We start from the raw sequence: 26571 nt of genomic DNA on the forward strand, positions 1-26571 counted from the left end.
CAGTTTTATTGCCACTGCTGTTAGCTTTGGTCCACTAGCCGGCGGCGCTGGAGGCCAAGAATGACGGACTTGTTGAGCGGCAAGACGGTGGTGGTGTCCGGCGTCGGTACCGGACTCGGGCGCGAGATCGCGTTGGCAGCCAGTCGCGACGGCGCGAACGTCGTTCTCGGTGCCCGGACCGAGGCCAACCTGAAGGCCGTTGCCGACGAGATCGACCCCAGCGGGCAGCGGGTGTGTTACGCGGTCACCGACATTCTCGATTCGGATGCCTGTCGGGCTCTGATCGCCACGGCAGCAGAAAAGTTCGGTGGTGTCGACGCGCTGATCAATGTGGCCGCCAAGGAAGACGTCTTCGGCGGACTGGCCGGCGCGGATCTCGAAGACTGGCGGAAAATGCTGGACGCCAATGTGATTGGCACGCTGCAATTGACCCAGGCCGCGTTGGGCGAGTTGGAGCGCAACGGCGGAGCCGTGGTGTTCATCGGCACCCAGTCCTCTTTTCACCCACGGCTGCCGCAGTCTGCGTATGCCACGTCGAAGGGTGCGCTGCAGGCTGCCATGTTCAACCTGGCAAAAGAATTCGGACCGAAAAAGATCCGCTTCAACATGGTGGTGCCGACGTGGATGTGGGGACCGAACGTGGAACTCTACGTTCAGCTCACCGCCAAGCAGCGCAAAATCCCCGAGGACGAGGTCAAGGCGCAGATCACCAAACACATGCCGTTGGGCGAGATACCCGAGGACGGCGACGTGGCCAACGCGGCCGTGTTCTTCATCTCCGATCGGGCCCGGATGCTCACCGGGCAGACGCTGTTTGTCAACGCGGGGGAGTACTTCCGGTAATCGCACATGCACGGCCGTTGAGCAGCGGCGATGGATCGAGCCGCTAGCCTGGGGGATTGAATTCGCCAGCCGAGTTGTTAACTGGCATTGGTGACCTTTTGCGCTGGGATCGCAGCGCGCCGACACGGCAGAAGGAGGGAGTCCTTGATCGACCGGAATCGCCGCGCACGCCGTGGCAGCAGCGATGGAATGATGGCCACGGCATTGCTTGCCATCCATCGGTTCATGATGAGTGTGGTTACCTTCTTCCTTTTTGCCGCCGTCGCCTCGGTGCTGGGCATCGTCCTGTCCGGCTGGTTGGTGGTCGATTGGGCGCAATGGAAGCGGCAGCGGCGCCGCCGCCGCAAGACCCGACACTGCAGGTAGACGCACATTCGTGGTTTGATTGGGGTCGCTGGTTAATTCCCGGGGGGAGCAGTGGACAGCCATGAGCGGCGAAGGCGGTAGTCGAAATCGCTGCGACGACCGTCGGGACGGCGATCGCGGCGAGCGAGGTGCGCTCGTTTTTCGGGTCGCTTCGCACCTCATGTCAGCCACCGACCAACACGGCATGTCAGCCGCCCTCGAGGCGGTGGCCACCCACTTCGATGCTGCGCACGCCTTCGTCCGGTTCCAGCACGCATCGGTGGCCGGCCTGGACGCAGAATGGCCCGCTGGCAGCCCTGAGCAGGACCTCGTCACGGCGGGCTCGGAGATTCGGCTACCGCTCGTGTCCAGCGACAACACGATCGGCGTGCTGGTGCTGGTGCGCGCGAACGGGCGCGAATGGATGGCGGACGAGGTACGCACGCTGACCGACATTGCTGAGTTAATGGTGCTGACGCACTCGCGGCTCGATACTGACACTCAGCTGCGCTTCATCGCGGCTCACGACGACCTCACGGGGCTGTGCAATCGACGGGCGCTGCTGCAGCACCTGAACGCCCGGCTCGCGCCCGGTCAGCCGGGGCCGGTTGCCGTGCTGTTTCTCGACCTGGACCGACTGAAGGCGCTCAACGACTTTCTCGGGCACGCCGCGGGGGACAACTTCATCGAAAAGCTAGCGCTGCGGTTGCGCGAGCATGCCGGCCCCGGCGACATGGTCGCACGACTGGGCGGCGACGAGTTTGTGATCGTTCCGGCCTTCCCGCTGGAGCGCGAACAGGCCGAGATCGAGGCTCGCCGGATCACCCAGCTGGTCCGGGAGAAGGTCACGGTGGGCGAGGAATCGGTGAGCAGAGCCGTCAGCGTCGGAGTCGCACTGGGGATTCCGGGTCGCACGGCGGTCGCCGATCTGCTGCGGCACGCCGACCAAGCCGTCATGGTGGCCAAGGCGGCCGGCGGAAACGGCATCGCCGTCTTCACCGACCAGATGCTGGCGCGTGACGCGTTGCGCGCCGAGCTCGAGACGCAACTGCGCGGCGCGATCAGCGCCGGTGAACTGCGCGTGCATTATCAGCCGGAGGTCGAGTTACAGACGGGACGCGTGGTCGCACTCGAGGCGCTGGTCCGGTGGCAGCATCCGGAGCGCGGGCTGTTGACCGATCCGGAATTCCTCGAGATCGCCGAAGCCACAAATCTCGCCGGCGAGATAGGCCGCTGGGTCATTCGCACGGCCGTCGGCGATTTCGCCGGGTGGCGCCACGCTGGCCTGGCCGAGCGCGTGCAGTTGCGGATCAGCGTTTCCCCGGTGCAACTGGTGAGCCTGCAATTCCTGGCAACGATGCGACAGGCGCTCGCGGAATTCGGCCTATCGGGCCGGACGTTGTGCGTGGAGATACCGGAGCGGGTGATTAGCCAAGATCTCGCCCGTACTCGGGTGACCCTCGATGGTCTTGCGGCCCTTGGCATTCGAGTGACGGTCGCTGCGTTCGGGCGGGGCGCCAGTTCGCTCGCGCAACTCGGCTGCCTGGATATCGACGCGTTGAAGATCGATCCGGCGTTCGTGCAACGGGTCGGCTCGGGGGCGGAGCCAAGCGGTGTCGCCGCGGTGAAATCTATTGTCGCAATTGCTGATTCGCATGACCTGGGGGTGATCGCCGAGGGTGTGGACACGTCGGCTGCCCGGCAGCGGTTGCTCGAACTCGGCTGTCGGCACGGCCAAGGCGCGCTCTTCGGCGCGCCGCTCGACTGCGCGGGGGTACCCGACCTGCTGACGCGTGGGTGTGTTTCCGTGTCGCAATCTCGGCGCGGGTAACCTTCGAGAAGTTGTCCATATCCGGATAGGAGCCGAATGAGCGGCGCACTGGAAGGTAAGAAGACGCTGATCACCGGCGCGGCCAGCGGAATTGGCCGTGCAACGGCGATTGCCTCCGCTGCGGAGGGCGCGCGGTTGTTCTTGACCGACCGAAACGCGGAGGGCCTCGAAGAAACCAAGGAACTGATCGCGGCGGCTGGCCGCGGGTCGGTCGAATACCTCAAACCTCTCGACATCACCGACTACGAAGCCGTGGGCGCCTTCGCCGCCGACATTCACGACACCTTCGGCAGCATGGACGTCGTCATGAACGTCGCGGGCATTTCGGCGTGGGGCACCGTGGAAAACCTCGAGCATCGGCACTGGCGGTCGATGGTCGAGGTCAACCTCATGGGCCCGATCCACGTCATCGAATGCTTCGTGCCGAAGATGATCGAGGCCAAGCGCGGCGGTCACCTGGTGAACGTGTCATCCGCCGCGGGACTGCTCGCTCTGCCTTGGCACGCCGCGTACAGCGCCAGCAAGTTCGGCCTGCGCGGGGTGTCGGAGGTGCTGCGATTCGACCTCAAGCGGCACAACATCAAGGTGCATCTCGTGGTTCCGGGCGCGGTGAAGACGCCGCTGGTGGGGACGGTGGAGATCGCCGGCATCGACCGGAACGATCCGAAGGTGTCGCGCTATATTCACGCGTTCGAGAAGCGCGCGATCGAGCCGGAGACCGCGGCGAAGGCAATCATCAACGGCATCAAGAAGAATCAGTTTCTGGTCTACACCTCGCCGGATATTCGGTTCGGATACTGGTGGGCGCGCAAGTTCGCCTGGCCGTACGAGTTCGTCATGCAGAAGGCCAACGACCAGTTCAGCAAGTTCCTGCCGCCCGTTTAGCCGTCGTTCAGTCCGACGTCGAGAACCCTTGCGCCCGGGCCGAATTGGCCCAGCCGGTCGTGTGCGTTGACCAGCGTGCAGCTACCCAGCGAGAGGCAGCCACAGCCGATGCAGTCGCTGAGGTCATCGCGCAGGCGGGTGAGTTGCTCGATGCGATGGTCGAGGTTCGCGCGCCAGGTGGTCGATAATTTTTCCCAGTCCTTGCGGTTCGGCGTGCGGCCGTCGGGCAGCGTATCGAGGGCTTGCCGGATTTCGCTGAGCGGGATGCCCACGCTCTGCGAAATCCGGATGAACGCGACCCGGCGCAGCGTCTCCCGCGGGTAGCGACGCTGGTTGCCGCTCGTCCGCCGACTGGTGATCAGGCCCTCGCGCTCGTAGAAGTGCAGGGCAGACACGGCCACGCCGCTGCGTTCGGAAAGTTGACCAGGAGAGAGTTCCTTGGCTTTCCAGGACGGCTGGGTCACGGGCACCTCCGATCGTCGGTTACCTCAATATTACTTCAGGTTTTGTCGGCGCCGACTGCCGGCGCCGAGACCGAACAAATGGTCGCGTTTTGGCCGGAAATTTGAGCCATTCATTCGTGATCAACTCCGGTGGTTGCGGTGCGCCGATCTCGGCAGGACCGTCTACCGTGGTGCCATGGGTGCGGATGTGGTGCTCGGTGTCGACTCCGAGGTCGGCCGATTGCGATCCGTGCTGTTGCACCGCCCGGGCGACGAACTCAAGCGGTTAACGCCCCGCAACAGCGATCAGTTGCTGTTCGACGGGCTGCCCTGGGTGGAGCGCGCTCAGGCCGAGCACGACCGTTTCGCCGCGGTGCTGACCGAACGCGGCGTGGAGGTGCTGCTGCTCGCCGATGTGCTCACCGAAACGTTCGCCACCAGTGGCGCCGCGCGGGTACAGGGCATTGCCGCCGCGGTCGATCCCCGGCGGCTCGGCCATCCGCTGGCTCAGGAGCTGGCCGGTTATCTCCGCGGCATCCCGGCGCCGGACCTCACCGAGGTGCTTACCGCCGGCATGACCTTCGACGAATTGCCGGTCGGACCGAGCGCACCCTCGTTGGTTCGGCGCATGCACCATGGCGGTGACTTTGTCATCGACCCGTTGCCCAATCTGTTGTTCACCCGCGATTCCTCGTTCTGGATAGGAGAGCGGGTCGCCATCACCTCGCTGTCGATGGCGGCGCGGCGGCGCGAAACATCGCTCACCGACTTGATCTACGCGTTCCACCCTCGGTTCCTCGGTGTCCGGCGCGCGTACGAGTCACACACCGCGCCGATCGAAGGCGGTGACGTGCTGTTGCTGGCACCCGGGGTCGTTGCCGTAGGCGTGGGGGAGCGCACCAAGCCGGCCGGCGCGGAGGCGCTGGCCCGCAGCCTCTTCGATGATGGGTTGGCCCACACGGTTTTGGTGGTACCGATCGCGCAATCGCGGGCCACGATGCATCTCGACACCGTCTGCACCATGGTCGACGTTGATGCCGTGGTGATGTACCCGGGCGTGCGGGAGTCGTTGTCTGCGTTCACCATGCGGGCCGACGCCGATGGTGGCGTGGAAATCGCCGGCCCGGACCACTTTCTCGATGCGGCCGCCGACGCCATGGGTATCGGCAAGTTGCGGGTGATCGACACCGGGCTGGACTCGGTCACGGCCGAGCGCGAGCAGTGGGACGACGGGAACAACACGCTGGCGATCTCCCCGGGCGTCGTCGTCGCCTACGAACGCAACGTCGAGACCAATGCGCGGCTAGAAGCGTCGGGCATCGAAGTGGTGCGGATTTCCGGGGCCGAGTTGGGATCCGGGCGCGGCGGACCGCGATGCATGTCATGTCCACTCGCCCGGGACCGCCTCTAAAGGATGTCGTTGACCCGCTCGGCCGGGCGGGCGAGCCGAGTGCCCTTGCCAGTCACCACGATCGGGCGCTCGATCAAGATCGGATTGGCCACCATCGCGGCGAGCAGGGTCTCCTCATCGGCGTCGGCAAGGCCGAGTTCGGCGAAAATCGGCTCCTTGCGACGGATCGCTTCGCTGGGACGCAGCCCCGCATCATCGAGCAACTTCGCTAAAGCGTCCCTCGACGGCGGAGTTTCGAGATACTTGACCACGGTTGGCGCGATACCGGACTCCTCGATCATCCGCAGAACTGTGCGCGACGTGTTGCAGCGCGGGTTGTGGTAGATCGTCGCATCCCGGTCAGAAGTGTTGGCCATGGCAGTCATTGTGCCGGTACCTGCCGACAGGAGCGATGCAGTGTCCGTACCACCTGAGGGCTCAACAGCTGACCGCCTGCCGGTGGTGGTCGACCATGCCTCGGCAATCCCGCCGTTCGAGCAGCTCAGGTTGGGAATAGTGGCACTCGTGCGCGACGGCCAGCTACCGGCCGGAAGCAAGATCCCGACGGTTCGAACGCTGGCCATGTCGCTCCGGCTCGCGCCGAACACCGTTGCGCGGGCCTATCGCGAGCTCGAGCAACAAGGGGTCATCGAGACTCAGGGCCGGCGCGGCTCCTTCATCGCCTCGACCGGCGACCCCACCCGCGACAGTGCCGGTCGGGCAGCCACCGAGTATGTCGCAGCCATCCGCAAGCTCGGGCTGTCCGACGATGACGCCGTGCAGTTCGTGCGGTCCGCGATCCGGGCCTGAATCAGCGCCAACTCGGCAGCCAGAGCTCGTTGGACCACATGGTCGGCGAGATCGGCAGCGCGGTCAGCACGGGCCATAGCCAGATGAAGTTCGCGATGACAATGGCCAGGTACAGCGCCGCCACCAGCAGGCCGGTGTTGCGTCGTTCCAGACCATTGCGGGCGCGACCGATGATGTCGCCGAGAGTGAGCGCGAGGACCATCATGAAGAACGGCGCCATAGCGACGGCGTAGAAGTAGTACATCTGCCGGTCGAGGTCGGCGAACCAGGGCAGCAGCGCGGCGAAATATCCGGTCAACGCGGCGGTGTAGCGCCAGTCCCGACCGACGATCGCGCGCCAGAGCCCCCAGATCAGCACCGGGAAGGCCAGCCAGTAGATGGCCGGCGTGCCGATCAGCATGACGGCCTTCACGCAGGAGGCGGCGCCGCACCCTTTGATGTGGTCACCGTCGGCGAAGTAGTAGAGCATCGGACGCAGCCCCATCGGCCAGGTCCATGGTTTCGACTCCCACGGGTGATGGTTGCCGGCCGAATTGGTCAGCCCCTCATGGAATTTCAGGACCGTGCCGCTGTAATACCACAGGGAGCGTAGCGCGTCCGGGACGAAGGAAAAGTGGCCGCCGGTGCCGACCTTCACGCCGACCACGTGTCGGTAGACGCCGGTCTCGCTGGCGAACCAAGGCCAATAGCTAGCGAGATACACGCACAGCGGGATCAGGACGAGCGAATAGATGGTGGACGGCAGGTCGCGGATGGCGGTCCCCAACCACGGCCTGGCCACGCCGTATGCCCGCCGGTTGGCGATGTCGAACCCAATGCTGAGCACCGCAAAAAAGAGCAGGAAGTAGAGGCCCGACCACTTGGTACCGCAAGCGAGGCCGACGAGCACGCCGCCGCCGAAGCGCCACCAGCGCACCCCAAGTCGCGGCCCCAACGCCGAGACGCCGATCCGGCCTTCCGCCTGCACGGTCGCCATCCGTTCGCGCATGCGGTCTCTGTCGACGATGAGGCAGCCGAACGCGGCCACTCCGAAGAGCGCCAGAAAGATGTCGAGCATCCCCAGCCGAGCCGAGACGAAGCTGAGTCCGTCGACGATGAGCAGCAACCCGGCGATCGCACCGATCATGGTCGAGCGGGACAGTCGCCGCACGATGCGCACCACCAACAGCACGGTCACGGTGCCGGCTACCGCCGAAGAAAACCGCCAGCCCCAGGCGTCGTAGCCGAACATTGCCTCGCCGATGGCAATGAGTTGCTTGGCCACCGGTGGATGCACGACGAGGCCGTAACCCGGGTTGTCCGGCGTCCAGCCGCCGGTGAGCACTTGCCAGGCCTGTGGTACGTAGTGCTTTTCGTCGAAAACCGGGGTACCGCCGTCGGTGGGATAGTTCAGCATTGTGAACCGGGTGATGGCGGCGATCAGCGTGATGAAGGCGGTGACGACCCATCCGCGCTTGGTGTCGGTGGGACCGAAATCTGCCGGCGGAACGAGCGGGCCGGGCCCGACGGCGAGTTGATGCGTCGAGGCGGCGGCGCGTCGCTCGGCGGTCACGGTCACGCAGTCGATCGTATGCTGTTGGGGAGCCCGCTCGGCCACGCGCGCTTGCTGTCAGCTATCGGCGCAGGTAGGAGTGTGGAAGGACGGTGTGGCGATGACCGAGAACGGCGACGAACTCGGGCGACTGCTGTTGGCGGCCACACCACTCGGCGATATCGACGACGCGTCCCCGCGGCTGCGGGCGGCGCTGGCCGATGCCGACGTCGTCGCCGCCGAAGACACCCGACGGGTTCGTGCCCTGGCGCATGCTCTCGACATCACGATCGGTGGACGGGTGGTCAGCTATTACGACCACGTCGAAAGCGCTCGCACGCCGGCCCTGCTCGATGCGATACGCCGCGGCGACACGGTCCTGCTGGTCACCGACGCGGGCATGCCGTCGGTGAGCGACCCGGGCTACCGGTTGGTCTCCGCGTGCATCGACGCGGGCCTACCGGTCACGTGTCTACCCGGGCCGTCGGCCGTCACGACCGCGCTCGCGCTGTCGGGCCTGCCGGTCGAGCGGTTCTGCTTCGACGGCTTTCCGCCGCGTAAGCGCGGAGCTCGCCGGGCATGGCTGGACAGTCTCTTAACCGAGCAACGCGCGTGCGTCTTCTTCGAAGCGCCGCACCGGCTCGCGGAGTGCCTGGCCGACGCCGCCGATGTGCTCGGTGCACAGCGTCGCGCGGCCGTATGCCGTGAGCTCACCAAGACCTACGAAGAGGTCGTGCGCGGCACGCTTGAGGAACTCGCGCAGTGGGCCGTCGGCGGCGCCCGCGGCGAAATCACCGTGGTCATCGAGGGCGCGACCCGAGCCGCAGCGGATCCCGCCGAGTTGATCGGCGCAGTCGAGGAACTGGTGGAATCCGGAGTGCGGTTGAAGGAGGCCTGCGCCCAGGTCGCGACTGCCGGCGTTTCGCGGCGCGAGTTGTACGAAGCAGTGCTGGCGGCGCGGCGGGGCTAGCGCCGGTTCTAAGCGGTAGCTCTGCGTACGAATTCCAGGCGCTCGTAGCTGGTTTTTTGCGCCGCAGCCTCGATGACATGGGCTTCGGTTTGACGGCCGAGTTTCTGATCGATTTCGATGATGCCGCGCGCGGCATTGATTTGCGCGTCGCGAAGCGGCTTTTGGCGGTCCTCAGTCATCTGGTTCTCCCTCAACCTGCCTATCAGTATCGTTGCGGCGCAGAACCTCAGCAAGCACGAGCCGACCGACAACCAGCTCGTCGTGTCCTGCGAGACTGCTCGTCAGCATTGACCGAACCGTCTCGGTGCCCAGATCGGCGCGCCCGGAATCATCGACAACGCCAACTCGACCGCCCACTGAAACCGTCGCCACCATTCCTCCCTGCGGCCTTGCGACTCGCGTTGGAGTGTGGCGCCCCTGTTGGCCCGCCACACTCCAACTCCCGTCGCTGCAGCCACGATCAGTGTCAGACTCGATAGCAGAATCTGCGCGACGCCCACTCCGCGACCTAGCCGGCGATGCCCGTGGCGGGCCGATATCCGGAATCCTCCCCAAATGTCGCGCGATCGGCCGCGGCTCGGCCGGCCAGCCAGCCCGAGGGATCGATGGTGCCGGTCCGCATCGGTGTGGTGTTCGGGAACAACCTGCTGAACTCCGCGTCGACGTCGGCCAACTGGCTGGACAGCACCGGCAGGACGTCACTGACCGAGAGCGCCGACTCCGCCGCGGCCTGCATGGTTGCCTGACTGTCGGCCGCGCTCAGCCGCTGGCCGATACGCACGGCGAACCCGTATAGGAAGGCACGCCGGAACGAGGTGGTCGAACTGGCGTCAATACCACCAGCGGCGGAATGCATTGCCCGCGTTGCCTGGATGAGTAATGACGTGAACAGCAGTTCCACCTGATCGAGGTCGGTGGGTGTACCCACTGCGGTGGCCATGGCCAGCTTGGTGAAGAACACGGTGCGCACCCGGTTGGCGTCGGCAACCTCGGCGAGCAACTGGGCCTTCTCCTTCACGTACGGGCTGTGCAGATGAATACGCCGGCTGTCGACGGTCGTCTCCGAGTCGCTGGCATCGGCCCGCAACAGCACTGCGCTGACCGCGTGCTTGGACATGAGCTCTTGGGCCTTGGCGGTGAAAGTTTCGGCCTCCTCGGCGAATTCGGTGCTTTCGGCTTTAGCGAGCAGGCCGCGGATGCGGGCCAGCAACTTCGGGTCCGCGCCACCACGATCGGCGCGCTCCTCGAACCCCTCGTGCCACCGCGACGGCGGCGGCAGTTCCGCGGTCAACCGCGGGAGCCGCCGCCACAACCGGACGACGGAACTGCGCTGCAGCGGCGTGGACCCGAAACCGGCCGGATCACTGAACTGTTCGGCCAACGCACGCACCTGATTCAGCCAGCGCTTGGGCGCGCGGTCCGAATTCGGGTGCAACCGCGCGTCGTAGAGGATTGCCCACGCCGCGAGCCGGACTTCCGCGACGCCGAGCGACTTGCGGGTGATGTGCATGACGTCGGCGGGTTGCCAGCCGCGTTCATAGGCCTCGGCCAGCGCCTGCAAGACCGCATCCCCGTCGGCCACCAGCGATTCCAACGTTTCCCGAACATATGTTCTATCCATGCGGACAGTGTGCCCGAGGCCACCGACAAAAATTCAACGGCGGGCGGTCAGCGTCTGAAAAAGCTCGGTGAACTCTTTGAGTGCTCGCCGGTCTTCGAGGTCGGGCGGGTGGAAACCGCGGTCCGTGGTCACGGCGACGGCAGTGCCCCGGCGGATCTTCAATTCCTTCCAGCACAGCGAAAGGCACTGCGCGCCGACGCGGCGGCCGTGCACGATCAGCACGATCCGGGAGGTGAATTCGGCGGTCTTCCACGACAGCTCGTCGGCAATGTCGTCGGTGAGCGGCCCCGGGGCCACGAATTCCGCCAGGTACACCCTTACTCACCCCTTGCACTACTCCGGTTCGACGTACCTCGGAAACACCGGCGACGGCGCCGGCAGGGGTCGGCCCGGCTCGAGCGTCGTAGCAATATCGGCGAAACTACGCCGATCCGGCTCCACCGCAAGCAGATCGAGAATCTTGGCGGCCGAGTCCGGCATCACCGGCTGCACGAGAATGCCGACCACGCGCAGCACGCCGAGCGTCACGTACAGCACCGTGGCCATCCGGGCGGGATCGGTCTTGCGCAGTACCCACGGCTGTTGCGCCGAGAAGTAGCGATTGGTTTCACCCAGCACCGACCAGATCGCTTCCAGCGCCAGATGCATCTGCTGCACCTCGAACTCCTCGCGGCAGCGAGCCAGCAAAGCGCTTGCGCTGTCGAGCAGTTCGCGATCCTCGGGGGTGTACTCACCCGGCGTGGGCACCACGCCGTCACAATTCTTCGCGACCATGGTCAGCGAGCGCTGCGCCAGATTTCCCAGATCGTTGGCCAGGTCGGCGTTGATGCGGGTGACGATGGCCTCGTGGCTGTAGCTGCCATCTTGGCCGTAGGAGATTTCCCGCAAGAGGAAGAAGCGCACGGCGTCGAGGCCGTAGGTCGCAATCAACTGCGTCGGGTCGATCACGTTGCCCACCGATTTGGACATTTTCTCGCCCTTGTAGTTGACGAACCCGTGCGCGAAGACCCGCTTGGGCAGCTCGATGCCCGCCGACATCAAGAACGCCGGCCAGTACACGCAGTGAAAGCGAATGATGTCCTTGCCGATGACGTGCAGGTCGGCCGGCCAAAACTTCTGGAACGCAGGGGAGTTGGTGTCGGGATAGCCGACCCCGGTGAGGTAGTTGGTCAATGCGTCCACCCAGACGTACATCACGTGTTCGGGATGGTTGGGCACCGGAACGCCCCAGTCGAACGTGGTCCGGGAAATCGAAAGGTCCTTCAATCCGGACTTGACCGCGCTGATCACCTCGTTGCGCCGCGTGTTCGGCGCGATGAATTCCGGGTGCTCCTCGTAGTGCTGCAGCAGCCGGTCCTGATACGCCGAAAGCCGGAAGAAGTAGTTGGATTCCTCGCTCCAGGTCACCGGCGTCTTGGTTTCGGTCGAGATTCGGGTGCCGTCCGGCAGCAGAGTGGTCTCGTCCTCGGTGTAGAACGCCTCGTCGCGGACCGAGTACCAACCGGCGTAGGTGTCGAGGTAGATGTCGCCGTTGGACTGCATCCGGTTCCAGATGTCGATGCTCGCCTGCAGATGGTCTTCGTCGGTGGTCCGGATGAACCGGTCGATCGAGACGTTCAGCGCGCGGTCGAGCGCCTCGTTCACGTCCGAGTTGCGGGCGGCGTACACGCCGACCGCCGTGCCCTCGGCCTCCGCGTATTGCTGCACCTTTTGGCCGTGTTCGTCGGTGCCGGTCATGAAGAACACGTCGAAACCGTCAAGTCGCTTGAACCGGGCAATCGCGTCGGCCGAGATCGACTCGTAGGCGTGCCCGACGTGCGGGGCGCCGTTCGGGTAGTCGATGGCCGTGGTGATGTAGAAGGCTGGCCGGTCAGGTGTGCTCATGGTGGGCCCTACTCTAATCGGCGTGCCGACTGCTGATTCTGACGTGCCCGGCCTGCCGGGCAACAGGGCCCGTCCCGCGCCCGACCTGCCCGAGCCGCTGGCGCCGCTTGTCGACGCGCACACGCATCTGGACGCGTGCGGCGCTACCGATGCGGACAGCGTCGCGACGATCGTCGACCGGGCTGCCTCCGTCGGAGTCGGGCGGGTCGTGACGGTCGCCGACGATCTCGCGGCCGCCCGCTTCGCCGTCGACGCCGCGCGGTGGAACCCGCGGGTCTACGCGGCGGTGGCCATCCATCCCACCCGAGCCAATGCGCTCGACGACGCGACCAAGGCGGAGATCGAACGACTCGCCCGTGACCCGCGGGTCGTGGCGGTGGGCGAGACGGGACTCGACTACTACTGGCCCGGCAAGCTCGATGGCTGTGCCGACATTGCCGAACAGGTCGAAGGCTTCCGCTGGCACATCGACCTGGCCAAGCGGCTGCACAAGCCGTTGATGATTCACAATCGCGAAGCCGACCATGACCTGCTCGCCGTGCTGCTCGACGAAGGCGCCCCGGAAACCGTCATCCTCCACTGTTTCTCGTCCGACGCCACGATGGCCGACGCCTGCGTCGAAGCAGGCTACATTCTCAGCTTCTCCGGCACGGTCAGCTTCCGCAACGCCCGCGAATTGCACGAGGCCGCCAAGCTCGTCCCCGACGATCAGCTTTTGGTCGAAACGGACGCGCCGTACCTCACCCCGCACCCGTTCCGTGGCGCTCCGAACGAGCCGTACTGCCTGCCGTACACGGTGCGCGCACTGGCGCAATTGCGCGGTCAGGATCCGGTCGATCTGGCCGCCGCTGCCACTGCCAACGCAGAGCGGGTTTACCGACTGAGCTGATCACTGCTCGGTCGCTTCCCAGCACCTGGACCCGCGCGCTCGGCGAAAAAAATATCTTGGTGTATCGCGCCGTTATCTAGCTGGGCAAACGTTGTGTTTTCGTAACCAGCAAATCCGCTGGTTAACCGCGTTCAGTTGCAGACGGTCCTACGGACCGTTACCGTACCGTGACAATGTCAGCTTCAAGGTCAGCTTCCCCGGCCCAACGCGCCCATGCGTTGAGCCGAATCAACAGCTCGCGGTCGCCGATGCTTTATGCCATCGTCGCGGCGCTGTTGGTCACGCTGATCGTCGGCGGTGTGATGGCCGTGACGCGACACAAGAACGTGACACTCGAAGTCGACGGGCAGCGGATTTCGCTGCAAACCGTCGCCACGAACGTGGCCGGCGTCATCGGTGCCGCCGGCTACTCCGTGAAGGATCACGACGTCATTGCGCCGGGGCTCGACGCCAAGGTGTCCGACGGCGACACCGTACAGCTGCACCGTGCCCGCGAGGTTGCGCTCAGCGTCGATGGCCAGACCCGCACGGTGTGGACGAGCGCGCACCTCGCTGCAGACGCGGTGCGGCAACTGCAACTGCCGGCCGACGACTACTTGTCCGGCGCTCCCGATCGTCAGCTGCCGCTGGACGGCGCGGCGCTGCAAGTGTTCAGCCCGCGCACCGTGCAATTGACCGACGGCGCAGCGCGCGCGACGTCGGTACGCCTCGCCGCTCCGAATGTCGGGGAGTTCCTTCGCGCCAAGGGCGTGCCGCTCGAGCAGCAGGACACCGTCTCGCCACCAGCCCAGACGGCGCTCACCGAGGGTATGCACATCGTGGTCACCCGCAAACGCGTCGTGAACAAAACCGAAACCATGCCGCTGGCACCCCCGGACAACATCGTCAAGGACCCGACGATGAACATGAGCCGAACCGTCATCGACAGCCCCGGCGCGCCCGGTGTGCAGGACGTGACGTTTGCCGTCGAGGTCGTCAACGGCAAAGAAGTCAGCCGTCGTCAGATTGCCACGAAGGTGCTCACGCCCGCGCAGCCCAAGACCATTCGGGTGGGGGCCAAGCCGGGGACCGAGGTGCCGCCCGTGCAGAACGGCCCGATCTGGGACCGCCTGGCGCAGTGCGAATCCACCGGCAACTGGCACATCGACACCGGCAACGGCTTCTTCGGCGGCATTCAGTTCGACCAGAACACCTGGGTACGGCAGGGCGGACTGCGTTACGCGCCACGACCCGATCTCGCCACCCGCGAAGAGCAGATCGCCATCGCGTCGGTTACCCAGCAACGCCAGGGCTGGGGCGCGTGGCCGTCCTGCTCGGCTCGCCTGGGCCTGAACTAGCGGCAATGAGCGCGGCCTGAGATCCACTGCGCTAGCTTCTCCCCGTGCCCGAAACTCCAGACCCGTCCCGGCGCGGCCTTGCCGCATTACTCGGGCCGGCCGAGGTGCGCTCGCTGGCCGCGGAGTTCGGCGTGCGGCCGACCAAGCAACTCGGGCAGAACTTCGTCCACGACGCCAACACGGTGCGCCGGATCGTCACCGCCGCGCGTGTCGATGATTCCGACGTGGTGCTCGAGGTCGGGCCGGGGCTCGGTTCGTTGACCTTGGCGCTGCTCGACGTCGTCGATTCCGTCATCGCCGTCGAGATCGACCCCGTTCTGGCGCAACAGTTACCGCGAACCGTTGCCGAGCGCGCCCCGGAATTGCGACAGCGGCTCACCGTGATTCCCGCCGACGCTCTGCGGATCCGGCGCGCCGATCTGCCGACGGCCCCATCCGCGCTGGTCGCGAACCTGCCCTACAACGTCGCCGTGCCGGTCCTACTACATCTGCTGGCCGAACTGCCGTCGCTGGCCAGCGCGTTGGTGATGGTGCAGGCCGAGGTCGCGGACCGGCTCGCGGCCCCACCGGGCAGCCGCACGTACGGCGTACCCAGCGTCAAGGCGCGATTCTTCGGTGAGGTGCGGCGCGCGGGATCGGTCGGCAAGGCTGTGTTCTGGCCGCAACCGCAGATTCAGTCGGGCCTGGTCCGCATCGACCGGTACGCCGAAGCGCCCTGGCCGCTGGACGCCGAATTCCGCGCCCAGGTGTTCGCCGTTATCGACGCAGCATTCGCGCAGCGGCGCAAGACATTACGTGCCGCGCTGGCCGGTTGGGCGGGCAGCGCCGAGGAGGCCCAGCGCCGACTGGCCGCGGCCGGAATCGACCCGTCCGCGCGCGGCGAAACGCTCGACGTCGTCGACTATGTCGAACTCGCGAGGATTGCGGCGGGGTAGGCCACTACCCGGCCGACCTCAGGCATACCTAAAGTGGAAATGTACGAGTGAGATGCGTCATAGGAATCTATGTCTGCGAGGGCTGGCGTGAGCGACAGTGACCGGTTCGACTATGTGATCGTGGGTGCCGGCAGCGCCGGTGCGGTGCTTGCAGCCCGGTTGTCCGAGGATCCGGCGGCGTCCGTACTGCTCCTCGAAGCCGGCGGTGAAGACGACGCGGACGAGATCCACATTCCGGCCGCCTTTTCGTCTTTGTTCAAGACCAAGTGGGACTGGAACTACGAGACCGTGGTGCAGAAGCACATGGGCGAGCGGACTGCGTTCTGGCCCAGGATGAAGGCGCTCGGCGGCTGTTCGTCGATGAACGCCATGATCTACATCCGCGGCAACCGGTTGGATTACGACGGCTGGCGCGACGAATACGGTGCGCAGGGCTGGGGATACGACGACGTGCTGCCGTATTTCATTCGAGCCGAAGCGAATACCCGATTCGGTGCGCCGTTCCACGGATCCGACGGGCCGCTGCATGTAGAGGACCGCCGCTTCACGCACGAACTCACCGACGCCTGGGTGCAGTCCGCGGTCGCCGCCGGTATCAAGCCCAACGACGACTTCAACGGCGCCGAGCAAACCGGAGCCGGGCGGTATCAGGTGACCTGCAAGCGGGGCCGGCGGTGGTCCACCGCCGATGGCTACCTCCGCCCCGCGATGAAACGGCCCAACCTGACCGTTCGCACCCACGCGTTCGTCACCAAGGTCCTGCTCGATGGCGGTCGTGCTACCGGGGTGTCGTACCGCATTGGCGGCCAGGAGCGCACTGCGCATGCGGATGCCGAGGTCATTCTCAGCGGTGGCGCTATCAATTCGCCTCAGCTGCTTATGCTTTCGGGAATCGGTCCGGCCGCGCACCTGCGTGAGGTCGGCATCGACGTCGAGGTGGACCTGCCCGGAGTCGGGGAGAACCTGCATGACCATCCGGTGGTCCCGCTGCTCTGGCACACCAAGGACACGTCCGACATCACGGACTTCGTCAACCCGCGCCGACTCATTCAATGGCAGTTGACCGGCAAGGGGCCGCTGGCATCCAACATCGGCGAGGGCGGCGGCTTCTTCGCTTCCCGAGACGGCCTGGCTGGCCCAGATATTCAGATCCACGTCGCGCCGACCGGCTTCTACGACAACGGATTGCGCGAGCCGCAGGCTCAGATGTTCACGGCCGGCGTGACTTTGGTGAAGGTCGCCAGTCGGGGTCGGCTTCGGTTGCGCTCGGCGGATCCGACGTGGCGGCCGGAGCTGGACCCGGAATACTTTGCCGAGCCGGTGGACATGGACTCGGTCGTGGCGGGCACGCGTCGGGTCCTCGACATCGTCAGCCAAGGGCCGCTGGCACGCTTCTTGGACAAGCCGTTCCTCCCGGATCGCCTCGACGGGATCAGCGACTCCGATATTCGCGACCACGCTCGGGCCTGGACCCAGACGCTGTACCACCCGGTCGCCACCTGCGCGATGGGTAGCGGCGAATTGTCCGTCGTGGACCCGCAATTGCGCGTGCACGGCGTCGAGAAACTGCGCGTCGTCGACGCCTCGGTCATGCCTGAGGTGCCGCGCGGAAACACGAACGCGCCCACGATCATGATCGCCGAGAAGGCGGCCGACCTCATCAAAGGAGTCCGACAGTGAGTACTGCAATAACCGCGCCTGAAACCTCGGCAGATCAGGCGCCGCCGCAAACCTTCGATTCGCTCGACCCGGCCACCGGCGAGGTCGTGGGTACTTACCCAATCTTCGATGCTGCCGCAGTGAACGAGACGGTGGCCCGCGCCCGGACCGCCGCGGCGTGGTGGTCGAACCTCAGCTTCGACGAGCGTGGTGAGTACCTGCGGAAGTGGGCGGGCGTACTAACGCGTCGCATGAACCAGCTCGCTGAGGTGGTGCACGCTGAGACCGGCAAGCCGCACTCGGACGCTCAGCTCGAGGTCGCCATGGCCGTCGACCACATCGACTGGGCCTCGCGCAACGCCAAGAAGGTGCTGGGCCGCAAGCGCGTCCCGGCGGGTCTGGTCATGGCGGACCACGCGGCGTCGGTGGAGTATCTGCCGCTGGGCGTCATCGGCGTGATCGGACCGTGGAACTACCCGGTATTCACGCCACTGGGTTCGATTTCCTATGCGCTCGCGGCGGGCAATGCGGTGGTGTTCAAGCCGAGTGAGTACACCCCGGGTGTCGGGGCGTGGCTGGTGAACGCCTTCGCCGAAGTTGTTCGCGAACAACCGGTCCTACAGCTGATCACCGGTCTTGGCGCTACCGGAGAGGCGCTGTGCCGCTCCGGCGTGGACAAGCTCGCGTTCACCGGGTCGGCGGCCACCGGGCGCAAGATCATGCACTCCTGCGCAGACACCCTCACTCCCGTTCTGATCGAGGCGGGCGGCAAGGACGCGCTGCTGGTCGACGAGGACGCGAACATCGATGCCGCGGCCGATGCCGCGGTCTGGGGCGGTCTGTCCAACGCCGGGCAGACCTGCATCGGCGTTGAACGTGTGTACGTGCACGAGAAGGTCTACGACCAGTTCGTCAACAAGGTCACCGAGCTTGCCCGCGACGTGCGTGCCGGTTCCGACCCGGACGCGAAGATCGGCCCGATGACCATGCCGAGCCAGCCGGGCGTGGTGCGCAGCCACATTTCCGACGCCCTCGAACGCGGTGCCACCGCCGTGGTCGGCGGCCTCGACGCGGTCGGTGACCGCCTCGTTCAGCCGACAGTGCTGGTGAATGTGCCCGAAGACTCCACCGCCATGACCGAGGAGACCTTCGGTCCCACCCTCGCGGTCAACAAGGTGCACGACATGGACGAGGCCGTTACGTTGGCCAACGCCTCCAAGTACGGCCTGGGCTCCACGGTGTTCTCCAAGAAGCGCGGCGAGGAGCTGGCGCGACGGATCCGCTCGGGCATGACCGCGATCAACTCGGTGATCGCGTTCGCCGGAATCCCGTCACTGCCGTTCGGCGGGATCGGTGACTCCGGATTCGGCCGCATCCACGGCCCCGACGGGCTCAAGGAATTCACCTACGCCAAGGCGGTGGCCAAGCGCCGGCTGCCCGCGATGCTGACGCTCACCAGCTTCAGCCGCACCCCCAAGGCCGACAAGATGGTGACCACGCTGACCAACCTGCGCCACGGCTGATCGAGCCCCCTGTGCGTGAATTTTCACCGCGGGCGGTGAAAATTCACGCACAGGCGGGGGTGCGCAGAGGCGGCAATGCCGAAGCGCCAGGGGTCGCGAGCGCTAGCGCCCGAACCCTCGCAACCGCAGGCTGTTGCTGACCACGAACACGCTGGACAGCGCCATGGCCGCACCGGCCAGCATCGGATTGAGCAACCCGGCGGCCGCGGCGGGGATGGCCGCTACGTTGTAGCCGAACGCCCAAAACAGGTTGCCCTTGATGGTGCGCAGCGTGCGCCGGGACAGTCGGATCGCCTCGGCCGCGCCGCGCAGATCGTCGCGCACCAACGTCAGGTCACTCGCCTCGATGGCAACATCGGTGCCGGTGCCCATCGCGATGCCCAGATCCGCCTGGGCGAGTGCCGCCGCGTCGTTGACGCCATCGCCGACCATCGCGACCACCCTGCCCTCGGCCTGCAGCCGCCGGATGACGTCGAGCTTATCTGCTGGCAGGACGTCGGCAATCACTTCATCGATGCCGACCGCAGCGGCCACCGCGGCGGCCGTCGTCGCGTTGTCGCCGGTGAGCAGGACCGGGTGCAGGCCCAGCGCGCGCAACTGGGCGACCGCGTCCGCACTGGTCGGTTTCACCGCGTCGGCGACCATGAGGACGCCGCGTGCTGCGCCGTCCCAGCCGACAGCAATCGCGGTGCGCCCGGCGGACTCGGCGGCTGACCGCGCCGCATCGAGCTCCGGCGTCGACGCCATGCCGTGCGCAGCCAGCAGGCCTGTGCGCCCGGCGACGACCGCGTGGCCGTCGACCGTGCCGGTCACGCCCTGCCCGCCGTGGTTGCGGAAGTCAGTCACCGCGGCGAGCGGTCCAGCCGCGCGGGCCGCGGCCGCGATTGCCTGCGCGATGGGATGCTCGGACGCGTGCTCGACCGCACCGGCGAAGCGAAGGAGCTCCGACGCCTGGTCGGCGGGGAACGAATCGACGAGTTGCATGCGACCGGTGGTCACCGTTCCGGTCTTGTCCAACACGATCGTGTCGACGCGCCGCGTGGACTCGAGCACCTGTGGGCCCTTGATGAGGATGCCCAGTTGCGCTCCGCGGTTGGTGCCCACCAGCAGCGCTGTCGGTGTGGCCAGACCCAGCGCGCACGGGCAGGCGATGATAAGCACCGCCACGGCCGCGCCGAAGGCAAACTCGACGGAATCGCCCGCGATTAGCCAGCCAGCCAGGGTGGCGATCGCTATGGCGATGACGATCGGCACGAAGATGCCCGCGATCCGGTCGGCGAGACGCTGTACGGGCGCCTTACCGTTCTGCGCGTCTTCCACGAGCGCGGCCATCTGAGCGAGCTGCGTGTCCTTGCCCACCCGGGTCGCGCGCACGGTGAGAACGCCGCCGCGGTTCACCGTCGCACCGACCACGTCGTCACCGACGCCGACCTCGACCGGCACGGACTCACCGGTGAGCATGCTCATGTCCACCGCCGAGCTGCCCGCGGTGACCACGCCATCGGTGGCGACCTTTTCACCGGGCCGCACGACGAATACGTCACCGACACCGAGTTCGTTTGCGGGAATCCGCTTTTCGGTGCCGTCACGCAGCACCGAGACATCTTTGGCGCCGAGTTCGAGCAGCGCCCGCAACGCCGAACCGGCGCGTTGCTTGGCGCGGCTCTCGAAGTAGCGGCCGGCCAGGATGAACGCCACCACGCCGACGCTGACCTCGAAGTAGATGTTTCCCGAAGCATCGCCGCGGCCGACGGTGAACTCGAAGGGATGCCGCATGCCGATCATTCCGGCGGACCCGAAGACCAGCGCATACAGCGACCACGCGAACGCCGCGAGCGTGCCCACGGAGATGAGCGTGTCCATCGTGGCGACACCGTGACGCAGGTTGGCCACCGTCGCTCGATGGAAGGGCCACGCGGCCCAACTCACCACCGGCAGTGCCAGTGCCAGCGAGACCCATTGCCACGCCGGGAACTGCCACGCCGGGACCATGGCCAGCGCGATGACCGGAATGGCCAGTACGACGCTGACCGCCAGTCGGCGCCGCAGCATCGCCAGCTGCCCGTCCGAGTCGGCGTTTTCCGACGGCAGCGTCGCCGCGTAGCCGGCCTGCGCGACCTGGTCGATGAGCTCCTGGGTGGAGTGATTGGATCCAAAGGTGACTTTGGCTTTTTCGGTGGCGAAGTTCACCGTGGCGGTGACGCCGTCGAGCTTGTTGAGGCGTCGTTCGATGCGCGCCGCGCAGGAGGCGCACGTCATGCCACTGATGGCCAGTTCGACCGAGTCGGTGCGGGTAGTGGTCACTGATGTCGCTCCGCGTCGTAGCCAGCCTCGTCGATCGCGGCCACAACGGCGGCGTCATCGAGCGGCGCAGTGCTGTGCACCTGCACCATTCCGGTGCCGAGGTCGACATCGACCGCGCTGACACCCTCGATCTTGCCGACTTCGGCGCGCACCGCCGCCACACAGTGGTCGCAGGTCATTCCAGTAACGACGTAGTTCGTCACCGCCATCTCGCACTCCTCCCAAAGCGACTCAACCTACGTCCACTATACCCCCAGGGGGTAGTTACGGCAAACGCCTCGGGAGTGAACTCGGGCGGCTATTGCCGACCCATCTGCCGTAGGCTGTGATTTCGTGCTCTCCGTCGTTCCGCGCCCGGTCACCGTGCGCGCACCCGCCAAGGTGAACCTGCACCTTGCGGTCGGCGACTTGCGGACCGACGGCTACCACGAGCTCACCACGGTCTTTCAGGCTTTGTCGCTGTACGACGAGGTGGAACTTGCGCCGTCCAACGCGCTGCGGGTGCGGGTACGGGGCGAAGGGTCCCGAGATGTTCCCACCGACCGCCGGAACCTGGTGTGGAAGGCCGCTACCCGGCTCGCGCACAAGGTCGGTCGCGAACCGCTCGTTGACATTTCCATCGTCAAGGGCATCCCCGTCGCCGGCGGAATGGCGGGCGGCAGTGCGGACGCCGCCGCGACACTGCTGGGTCTCAACGCGCTGTGGCATCTGGAAATGCCGCGCGAACAGATCATGGCGATCGCACTCGAATTGGGCAGCGACGTGCCCTTTGCCCTGCACGGCGGCACCGCGCTGGGCACCGGGCGCGGGGAGAAACTGCTTCCGGTGCTGTCCCGCAACAGCTTCCACTGGGTGGTGGCGCTGGCCAAGGGCGGGCTGAGCACGCCCGAGGTCTACCGTGAACTCGACCGATTGCGTGGGCAAGGCCAGCCGCCGCGGATCGGCGACGCGCAAAAACTCATGCGCGCGTTGGCCAGTGGCGATCCGCACCAACTCGCGCCGCTACTGGGTAACGACCTGCAGGCCGCCGCACTGTCGATGAAGCCGGATCTGCGCCGCACACTGCGCGCCGGAATCGCCGCCGGCGCGCTGGCCGGAATCGTCTCCGGTTCGGGTCCGACCTGCGTATTCCTTTGTGCGGACGGAGATTCCGCGGTGGATGTGAGCGCCGAGCTCTCCGGCGCCGGAGTGTGCCGCAGCGTTCGAGTGGCCACCGGGCCGGTGCCAGGCGCGCGGGTCGTCGATGTCGAGCCGGTCGGACGCGGATGAAGTGCCGGTGTCCACGTGGCTAACCTGATCAACCTCGAACAGGTATCTAAGTCGTTCGGTATCACGATGCTGCTCGATTCGGTCTCCCTCGGGGTGCACGAGGGCGACCGAATCGGCGTGGTGGGTCTCAACGGCGGCGGCAAGACCACCCTGCTCGAGATTTTGTCCGGCGTCACCGAGCCGGACTCCGGCCGCGTCAGCCGCGTGGGCGGCCTGCGACTCGCGGTCGTCACCCACCGCGGCACGCTGCCCCCCGACGCCACGATCGGTGACGTGGTGATCGGTCCGCTCGACGCCGCCGAGCACGAATGGGCTGGCGACGCCCGGATCCGGAACGTGCTCAGCGGGCTGGGTATCGCCGACCTGGGCCTGGAGGCGTCGGTTGCGGACCTGTCGGGCGGTGAGCGCAGGCGCGTCGCGCTGGCGGCGGCGCTCGTGCAGGATCTGGACCTGCTGGTGCTCGACGAGCCGACCAACCACCTCGACATCGAAGGCGTGCAGTGGCTGGCCCAGCACCTGCTCGAACGCCGCAGCGCACTGGTGGTGGTCACGCACGACCGCTGGTTCCTCGACACCGTCGCCACGCGCACCTGGGAAGTCGTCGGCGGCCGGGTCGAGACCTATGAGGGCGGCTACGGCGACTGGATCTTCGCCCGGGCTGAGCGGGCCCGGCAAGCCGATGCCGCCGAGGCGCGCCGGCGAAATCTCGCACGCAAGGAGTTGGCCTGGCTGCGTCGCGGCCCGCCCGCGCGCACGTCCAAGCCGCGCTACCGCATCGAGGCGGCCGAGGCGCTGATCGCCGATGTGCCGCCGCCGCGGGACACCGTGGCGCTGAATACTTTTGCGCGCCGACGGTTGGGTCGGGTGGTCGTCGAGCTGGAGAACGCCGCGTTGCAGACGCCGGACGGGCGGGTGCTCGTCGACGACCTCACCTGGCGGTTGGGACCGGGGGAGCGGATCGGACTGGTCGGGGTCAACGGCTCCGGTAAGACCACGCTGTTGCGCGCGCTCGCCGGTGACGCGGAATTGGCCGCCGGGCGCCGGGTGCAGGGCCAGACGGTCCACATCGGCTGGCTGCGCCAGGAACTCGACGATCTGCCGACCGACGTCCGGGTGCTCGAGGCCGTGCAGGAGATTGCGCAGCGGATCACCCTGGGCGACAAGGAAATTTCAGCGGGGCAATTGGCCGAGCGGCTGGGCTTCAGTCCGGCGCGCCAGCGCACGCCGGTCGGTGACCTGTCCGGTGGTGAGCGCCGCCGACTGCAATTGACTCGGATTCTCATGGCGGAGCCGAACGTCCTGCTGCTCGACGAGCCGACCAACGACCTCGACATCGACACATTGCAACAACTGGAGGACCTGCTCGACGGTTGGGCCGGGACGCTCGTCGTCATCAGTCACGACCGCTACCTGATCGAGCGCATCTGTGACTCCACCTGGGCGTTGTTCGGTGACGGCAAGCTGACAAACCTGCCGGGCGGCATCGAGGAATATTTGCGCCGGCGCAGCAGTCTCGGCGCCGCTGCGGCAGACCGGTCCAGCCCCGCGACCCCGGTGCGTCCGGTCGTCGCCACGGACGCCGGTGCTCAACGCGCCGCCCGTAAGGAACTTGCTCGTCTCGACCGTCGCCTGACCAAGCTCGCCGAGCGTGAGACGCAGTTGCACGAGCAAATGTCGGGCGCCGCAACCGATCCGCAGGCACTGACCGAACTTGGTGTGGAACTGAAACAGGTCGTCGCCGAGCGCGCCGAAACCGAGGAGAAGTGGCTCGACCTCGCGAGCGAGCTCGAGGCGGATTAGCGCCGGTTACGTCACTGCACCTCGCGCCTGCGGTTGCGCTGGCCGGTGGGATCTTTGGTGTCGTCTTTCGGGGAGTCGCGGTGGGCGTAGCCGGGATGGAAGTGGCCCTCGGTGATCGGCAGGCACGCCTCGACGAAATCGCGGCCGAAACTGGTCAGCAGGATGCTGCGGGGGATGGCTTTGGCCGCAAAGCCGGCCTTCTTCAGCGTTTCCTGCATGTGCGGCTGGGCTTCCACCAACTGATAGCGCGTGGGATCAGCGACTTGCTCCTTGGAAAATTCCACCAGCCCCAGTCGGTTGAGGTTGGTCAGGTACGGGTGAATCTTGTTGGGCCGCAACAGGCCAGCGTGCTCGCCGATCATGTTCAGCCCGCCCTCGACGAGCTGCGAACCGATGCCCAACGGGCGGCCGGTGCGGATATCGATCGAGGGCTGCGGGCCGTCGAGGTAGAGGAAGCGCAGGATGCGTGCCTCGTCCGGGGCCAGTTCGGCGAGGATGCGGGCGTAGGCCGGGTGCCCCTCGTCATCGGACACGTGAACGTCAGCGGCGCGGCGCAATAGCGCCGCGCCGCGAGCCTTGAGAACTTCATCTCCCGAGGAGCTTCCGGACCGGGCCGGCTGTATCGGATCGCTCACCCCGAGCAATCGGCGCAGCCCTTTGCGCAGCTCGCTGCTGCCTTCGGCCAGTATGTCGCGCGGCGGCACGCCCGCGAGCGAACGTCGCCACACGAAGGTCGAGGCGTCCACGGTGGTGTCGAAACTCCAGGAAGCGAAGTCGCGCACCGAGGTAGCGGCGACCGAGGCCAATCGCGGTGCTGCCCTGAGTATGTCGAAGCGGGACGGTGATGGCATGTCCTCGTCCGCGTCTGACCGCTTGTCCGGATCTACCATGAGGAGGCCACCCCCGTTCCGAAGATGAGCAAGTGCAACCAGCCGGCGAACAGGCCCAGCACACCGCCGTGCACGAACAGCAGCCACTCGTCCTGCTTGATCGCCGAGCGCAGCATGTCTACGAAGTCGTCGGGACCCATTACCGACATCTGCCGAGCGACAAATTCTTTGACGCGTCGGCCCTGACGCTTGTTGAACTCGGCATCCGAGAAGGCGACGGGTGCGATGGCGGTGGCCTCGCTGGCAATGGTCGAGGTGATGTGCGCGTATTCGCGCGACCCGATGGCCGCCCGGACCGCGCCTCGCGCGGGGCCGAGGGCTCGGTCTGCGGCTGGTTTCAGCGTGTCCTCGAGCATTTGAACGGTACGGTCCGAGCGCGGACCGGTCATCAGTTCATTACCCACATTCGAGATGGTCACAACCTGATTGGCGACCATGTCCGCGTAGCCCTCGGTGATTTCGGGCTGCCGTTTGATGAGCAGGCCCTGGCGCCACGGGCAGTACCACTTGGGAAAGATCGGCTCGAAGATCATCGAGATGCCCACCCAGTTGACCACCCAGCCGATGATCACCCCGCCGATTGGCAGCACCACCAGCGGTGACCACCCACTCAGGTGCAGGATGCCGACCAGCACGAAACCCATCGGGAAACCGAAGTAAAAGCCGAAGTTCTGCATGAAGCGCAGTTCTTTGCTGCCCAGCACCTGAAACAGGTCGTTGAGGTATTGCGGGTTCGCGGTGAAGTAGCGGATCACCATGAGCTTGACGTCGATGAGTTGGTCGATATTGCGGCCCAATTCGACGGTGAGCTCGGTGATGATTTCCGGCAGCTGGGCCTGCACCCGCGAATACACGGCCTCCTTCACCGCCCTGGGCAGGTTGTTCCAGATCTGTGGGTATTCGCGGCTGAGAAGGTCGTCGACGATGTCGCGGATCTGCGTTTCGGCAACCTTGGTCAGTTGGGCTGCGATGGCCTCCGGCTCGAGCTCCTCATAGAAATCGCCAATGTTGCCCAGCTTGGCCAGGCCCTTGTCGACGGCCAGGCTGGCCATCTTGTCGGCCCGCGACGGCACGATGCCCTGCCAGCCGATGCGTCCGTCGTAGCGAATGAGCGGAAGCACCTGAATTCGCTTGGGCAGGAACGGAAAAAGAGTCTTGAGGCCGATCATCCGGAAGCCGTGGAAATCCAGCGGCTTGAACAGCATCAGGATGCCGGTCCAGTTGGTGATGTAGCCGATGATGCCAGTGAACAGGGGGATAGTGATCAGTTCCAACAAGTACGTCGGATGGACGCCGAAAACGCTCTCCAACATGTTGGGTCTCCTACTCCGTTCGCTAACTCCAGTCCCCGCGATCGGAGGTGACAGCTGCGCGGTGCGTTGGAATATTCAACACAGACAGTCGTTACCGAC

At 66.1% G+C, this 26571-nt stretch carries 25 protein-coding genes; 14 read left to right on the top strand and 11 right to left on the bottom strand.

Annotated features, from left to right (window positions below):
- Window positions 1-60: 60 nt before the first annotated feature.
- From FOS14_RS10730 to FOS14_RS10745, 4 genes are all read left to right on the top strand, one after another.
- Window positions 61-843: an SDR family oxidoreductase gene (locus FOS14_RS10730; RefSeq protein ID WP_143770310.1), complete on the top strand. Its 783-nt coding sequence runs from the start codon at window positions 61-63 to the stop codon at window positions 841-843.
- 144 nt (window positions 844-987) lie between these two features.
- A complete protein-coding gene (locus FOS14_RS10735; RefSeq protein WP_143770312.1) occupies window positions 988-1209 on the top strand; it encodes a hypothetical protein in 222 nt (73 codons plus the stop codon).
- A 160-nt stretch (window positions 1210-1369) separates the two neighbouring features.
- Window positions 1370-3019: a bifunctional diguanylate cyclase/phosphodiesterase gene (locus FOS14_RS10740; protein ID WP_185981718.1), complete on the top strand. Its 1650-nt coding sequence runs from the start codon at window positions 1370-1372 to the stop codon at window positions 3017-3019.
- Between the two features lie 36 nt (window positions 3020-3055).
- Complete coding sequence (locus FOS14_RS10745) at window positions 3056-3904, top strand: SDR family oxidoreductase (RefSeq protein WP_143770316.1); 849 nt, start codon at window positions 3056-3058, stop codon at window positions 3902-3904.
- On the opposite strand, the gene soxR is transcribed toward FOS14_RS10745, so the two are convergent.
- A complete protein-coding gene (gene soxR, locus FOS14_RS10750) occupies window positions 3901-4368 on the bottom strand; it encodes a redox-sensitive transcriptional activator SoxR (protein WP_143770319.1) in 468 nt (155 codons plus the stop codon). The two genes, FOS14_RS10745 and soxR, sit on opposite strands and share 4 nt — an antisense overlap.
- Window positions 4369-4543: 175 nt before the next feature.
- Here soxR and arcA point away from each other — a divergent pair, with 175 nt between their 5' ends.
- Window positions 4544-5758 carry an arginine deiminase gene (gene arcA / locus FOS14_RS10755; protein WP_143770321.1) on the top strand — a complete coding sequence of 405 codons (1215 nt, stop codon included), beginning with the start codon at window positions 4544-4546 and terminating at the stop codon, window positions 5756-5758.
- On the opposite strand, the gene arsC is transcribed toward arcA, so the two are convergent.
- Window positions 5755-6114 carry an arsenate reductase (glutaredoxin) gene (gene arsC / locus FOS14_RS10760; protein WP_143770323.1) on the bottom strand — a complete coding sequence of 120 codons (360 nt, stop codon included), beginning with the start codon at window positions 6112-6114 and terminating at the stop codon, window positions 5755-5757. The genes arcA and arsC overlap by 4 nt on opposite strands.
- Before the next feature lie 76 nt (window positions 6115-6190).
- Here arsC and FOS14_RS10765 point away from each other — a divergent pair, with 76 nt between their 5' ends.
- The gene (locus tag FOS14_RS10765) at window positions 6191-6547 is read left to right on the top strand and encodes a GntR family transcriptional regulator (RefSeq protein ID WP_143770537.1); all 357 of its coding nucleotides are present in this window, start codon (window positions 6191-6193) and stop codon (window positions 6545-6547) included.
- Between the two features lies 1 nt (window position 6548).
- Here FOS14_RS10765 and FOS14_RS10770 read toward each other — a convergent pair whose 3' ends face one another.
- Window positions 6549-8105, bottom strand: a complete 1557-nt coding sequence (locus FOS14_RS10770; RefSeq protein WP_143770325.1) for a dolichyl-phosphate-mannose--protein mannosyltransferase — start codon at window positions 8103-8105, stop codon at window positions 6549-6551.
- Window positions 8106-8199: 94 nt separating this feature from the next.
- On the opposite strand from FOS14_RS10770, the gene rsmI reads away from it, so the two are divergent.
- The gene (gene rsmI, locus FOS14_RS10775) at window positions 8200-9048 is read left to right on the top strand and encodes a 16S rRNA (cytidine(1402)-2'-O)-methyltransferase (protein WP_143770327.1); all 849 of its coding nucleotides are present in this window, start codon (window positions 8200-8202) and stop codon (window positions 9046-9048) included.
- An 8-nt stretch (window positions 9049-9056) separates the two neighbouring features.
- Here the strand turns inward: rsmI and FOS14_RS24705 are convergent, their stop codons facing one another.
- The 4 genes from FOS14_RS24705 to metG all read right to left on the bottom strand — a co-directional run bounded on the left by FOS14_RS24705 (window position 9057) and on the right by metG (window position 12553).
- On the bottom strand, window positions 9057-9227 hold the full coding sequence (locus FOS14_RS24705) for a hypothetical protein (RefSeq protein ID WP_185981720.1): 171 nt from the start codon (window positions 9225-9227) through the stop codon (window positions 9057-9059).
- A gap of 329 nt (window positions 9228-9556) precedes the next feature.
- Window positions 9557-10669, bottom strand: coding sequence for a DUF2786 domain-containing protein (locus tag FOS14_RS10780; RefSeq protein ID WP_143770329.1), 1113 nt, complete (start codon window positions 10667-10669; stop codon window positions 9557-9559).
- Window positions 10670-10702: 33 nt separating this feature from the next.
- Entirely contained in the window at window positions 10703-10984 is a 282-nt protein-coding gene (locus FOS14_RS10785; RefSeq protein WP_143770331.1) for a hypothetical protein, read from the bottom strand.
- Window positions 10985-11002: 18 nt separating this feature from the next.
- Window positions 11003-12553: a methionine--tRNA ligase gene (metG, locus tag FOS14_RS10790; protein WP_143770333.1), complete on the bottom strand. Its 1551-nt coding sequence runs from the start codon at window positions 12551-12553 to the stop codon at window positions 11003-11005.
- A gap of 22 nt (window positions 12554-12575) precedes the next feature.
- On the opposite strand from metG, the gene FOS14_RS10795 reads away from it, so the two are divergent.
- The 5 genes from FOS14_RS10795 (at window position 12576) to FOS14_RS10815 (ending at window position 18896) form a co-directional block, all read left to right on the top strand.
- Window positions 12576-13442 (top strand): TatD family hydrolase, encoded by an 867-nt coding sequence (locus tag FOS14_RS10795; protein WP_370512206.1) that lies wholly within the window; start codon window positions 12576-12578, stop codon window positions 13440-13442.
- 173 nt (window positions 13443-13615) lie between these two features.
- The gene (locus FOS14_RS10800) at window positions 13616-14779 is read left to right on the top strand and encodes a resuscitation-promoting factor (protein WP_143770338.1); all 1164 of its coding nucleotides are present in this window, start codon (window positions 13616-13618) and stop codon (window positions 14777-14779) included.
- 44 nt (window positions 14780-14823) lie between these two features.
- The gene (rsmA, locus tag FOS14_RS10805) at window positions 14824-15714 is read left to right on the top strand and encodes a 16S rRNA (adenine(1518)-N(6)/adenine(1519)-N(6))-dimethyltransferase RsmA (RefSeq protein ID WP_143770340.1); all 891 of its coding nucleotides are present in this window, start codon (window positions 14824-14826) and stop codon (window positions 15712-15714) included.
- Between the two features lie 87 nt (window positions 15715-15801).
- Window positions 15802-17394, top strand: a complete 1593-nt coding sequence (locus tag FOS14_RS10810) for a GMC family oxidoreductase (RefSeq protein ID WP_143770341.1) — start codon at window positions 15802-15804, stop codon at window positions 17392-17394.
- Entirely contained in the window at window positions 17391-18896 is a 1506-nt protein-coding gene (locus FOS14_RS10815; RefSeq protein ID WP_255450239.1) for an aldehyde dehydrogenase family protein, read from the top strand. Before FOS14_RS10810 ends, FOS14_RS10815 begins: the two co-directional genes overlap by 4 nt.
- Window positions 18897-18998: 102 nt before the next feature.
- On the opposite strand, the gene FOS14_RS10820 is transcribed toward FOS14_RS10815, so the two are convergent.
- Window positions 18999-21200, bottom strand: a complete 2202-nt coding sequence (locus FOS14_RS10820; RefSeq protein ID WP_255450240.1) for a cation-translocating P-type ATPase — start codon at window positions 21198-21200, stop codon at window positions 18999-19001.
- Window positions 21197-21409, bottom strand: a complete 213-nt coding sequence (locus FOS14_RS10825; protein ID WP_143770344.1) for a heavy-metal-associated domain-containing protein — start codon at window positions 21407-21409, stop codon at window positions 21197-21199. The genes FOS14_RS10820 and FOS14_RS10825 overlap by 4 nt, the downstream gene beginning before the upstream one ends.
- 124 nt (window positions 21410-21533) lie before the next feature.
- Between FOS14_RS10825 and FOS14_RS10830 the strand changes: the two genes are divergently transcribed.
- A complete protein-coding gene (locus FOS14_RS10830; protein ID WP_143770346.1) occupies window positions 21534-22469 on the top strand; it encodes a 4-(cytidine 5'-diphospho)-2-C-methyl-D-erythritol kinase in 936 nt (311 codons plus the stop codon).
- Between the two features lie 15 nt (window positions 22470-22484).
- A complete protein-coding gene (locus FOS14_RS10835; protein WP_143770348.1) occupies window positions 22485-24269 on the top strand; it encodes an ABC-F family ATP-binding cassette domain-containing protein in 1785 nt (594 codons plus the stop codon).
- Between the two features lie 11 nt (window positions 24270-24280).
- On the opposite strand, the gene FOS14_RS10840 is transcribed toward FOS14_RS10835, so the two are convergent.
- Window positions 24281-25159: an Abi-alpha family protein gene (locus tag FOS14_RS10840; RefSeq protein WP_143770350.1), complete on the bottom strand. Its 879-nt coding sequence runs from the start codon at window positions 25157-25159 to the stop codon at window positions 24281-24283.
- Window positions 25153-26472, bottom strand: a complete 1320-nt coding sequence (locus FOS14_RS10845; RefSeq protein ID WP_143770352.1) for a hypothetical protein — start codon at window positions 26470-26472, stop codon at window positions 25153-25155. Before FOS14_RS10845 ends, FOS14_RS10840 begins: the two co-directional genes overlap by 7 nt.
- Window positions 26473-26571 lie beyond the last annotated feature (99 nt).

This window comes from Skermania sp. ID1734, assembly GCF_007489285.1.
Lineage (GTDB): Bacteria > Actinomycetota > Actinomycetes > Mycobacteriales > Mycobacteriaceae > ID1734.

Coding starts and splice junctions, on each gene's coding strand:
- FOS14_RS10840 (WP_143770350.1), bottom strand. CDS start 25,159: ATGGTAGATCCGGACAAGCGGTCAGACGCGGACGAGGACATGCCATCA.
- FOS14_RS10740 (WP_185981718.1), top strand. CDS start 1,370: ATGTCAGCCACCGACCAACACGGCATGTCAGCCGCCCTCGAGGCGGTG.
- FOS14_RS10745 (WP_143770316.1), top strand. CDS start 3,056: ATGAGCGGCGCACTGGAAGGTAAGAAGACGCTGATCACCGGCGCGGCC.
- arcA (WP_143770321.1), top strand. CDS start 4,544: ATGGGTGCGGATGTGGTGCTCGGTGTCGACTCCGAGGTCGGCCGATTG.
- rsmI (WP_143770327.1), top strand. CDS start 8,200: ATGACCGAGAACGGCGACGAACTCGGGCGACTGCTGTTGGCGGCCACA.
- FOS14_RS10730 (WP_143770310.1), top strand. CDS start 61: ATGACGGACTTGTTGAGCGGCAAGACGGTGGTGGTGTCCGGCGTCGGT.
- arsC (WP_143770323.1), bottom strand. CDS start 6,114: ATGGCCAACACTTCTGACCGGGATGCGACGATCTACCACAACCCGCGC.
- FOS14_RS10780 (WP_143770329.1), bottom strand. CDS start 10,669: ATGGATAGAACATATGTTCGGGAAACGTTGGAATCGCTGGTGGCCGAC.
- FOS14_RS10845 (WP_143770352.1), bottom strand. CDS start 26,472: ATGTTGGAGAGCGTTTTCGGCGTCCATCCGACGTACTTGTTGGAACTG.
- metG (WP_143770333.1), bottom strand. CDS start 12,553: ATGAGCACACCTGACCGGCCAGCCTTCTACATCACCACGGCCATCGAC.
- FOS14_RS10800 (WP_143770338.1), top strand. CDS start 13,616: ATGTCAGCTTCAAGGTCAGCTTCCCCGGCCCAACGCGCCCATGCGTTG.
- FOS14_RS24705 (WP_185981720.1), bottom strand. CDS start 9,227: ATGACTGAGGACCGCCAAAAGCCGCTTCGCGACGCGCAAATCAATGCC.
- FOS14_RS10825 (WP_143770344.1), bottom strand. CDS start 21,409: ATGGCGGTGACGAACTACGTCGTTACTGGAATGACCTGCGACCACTGT.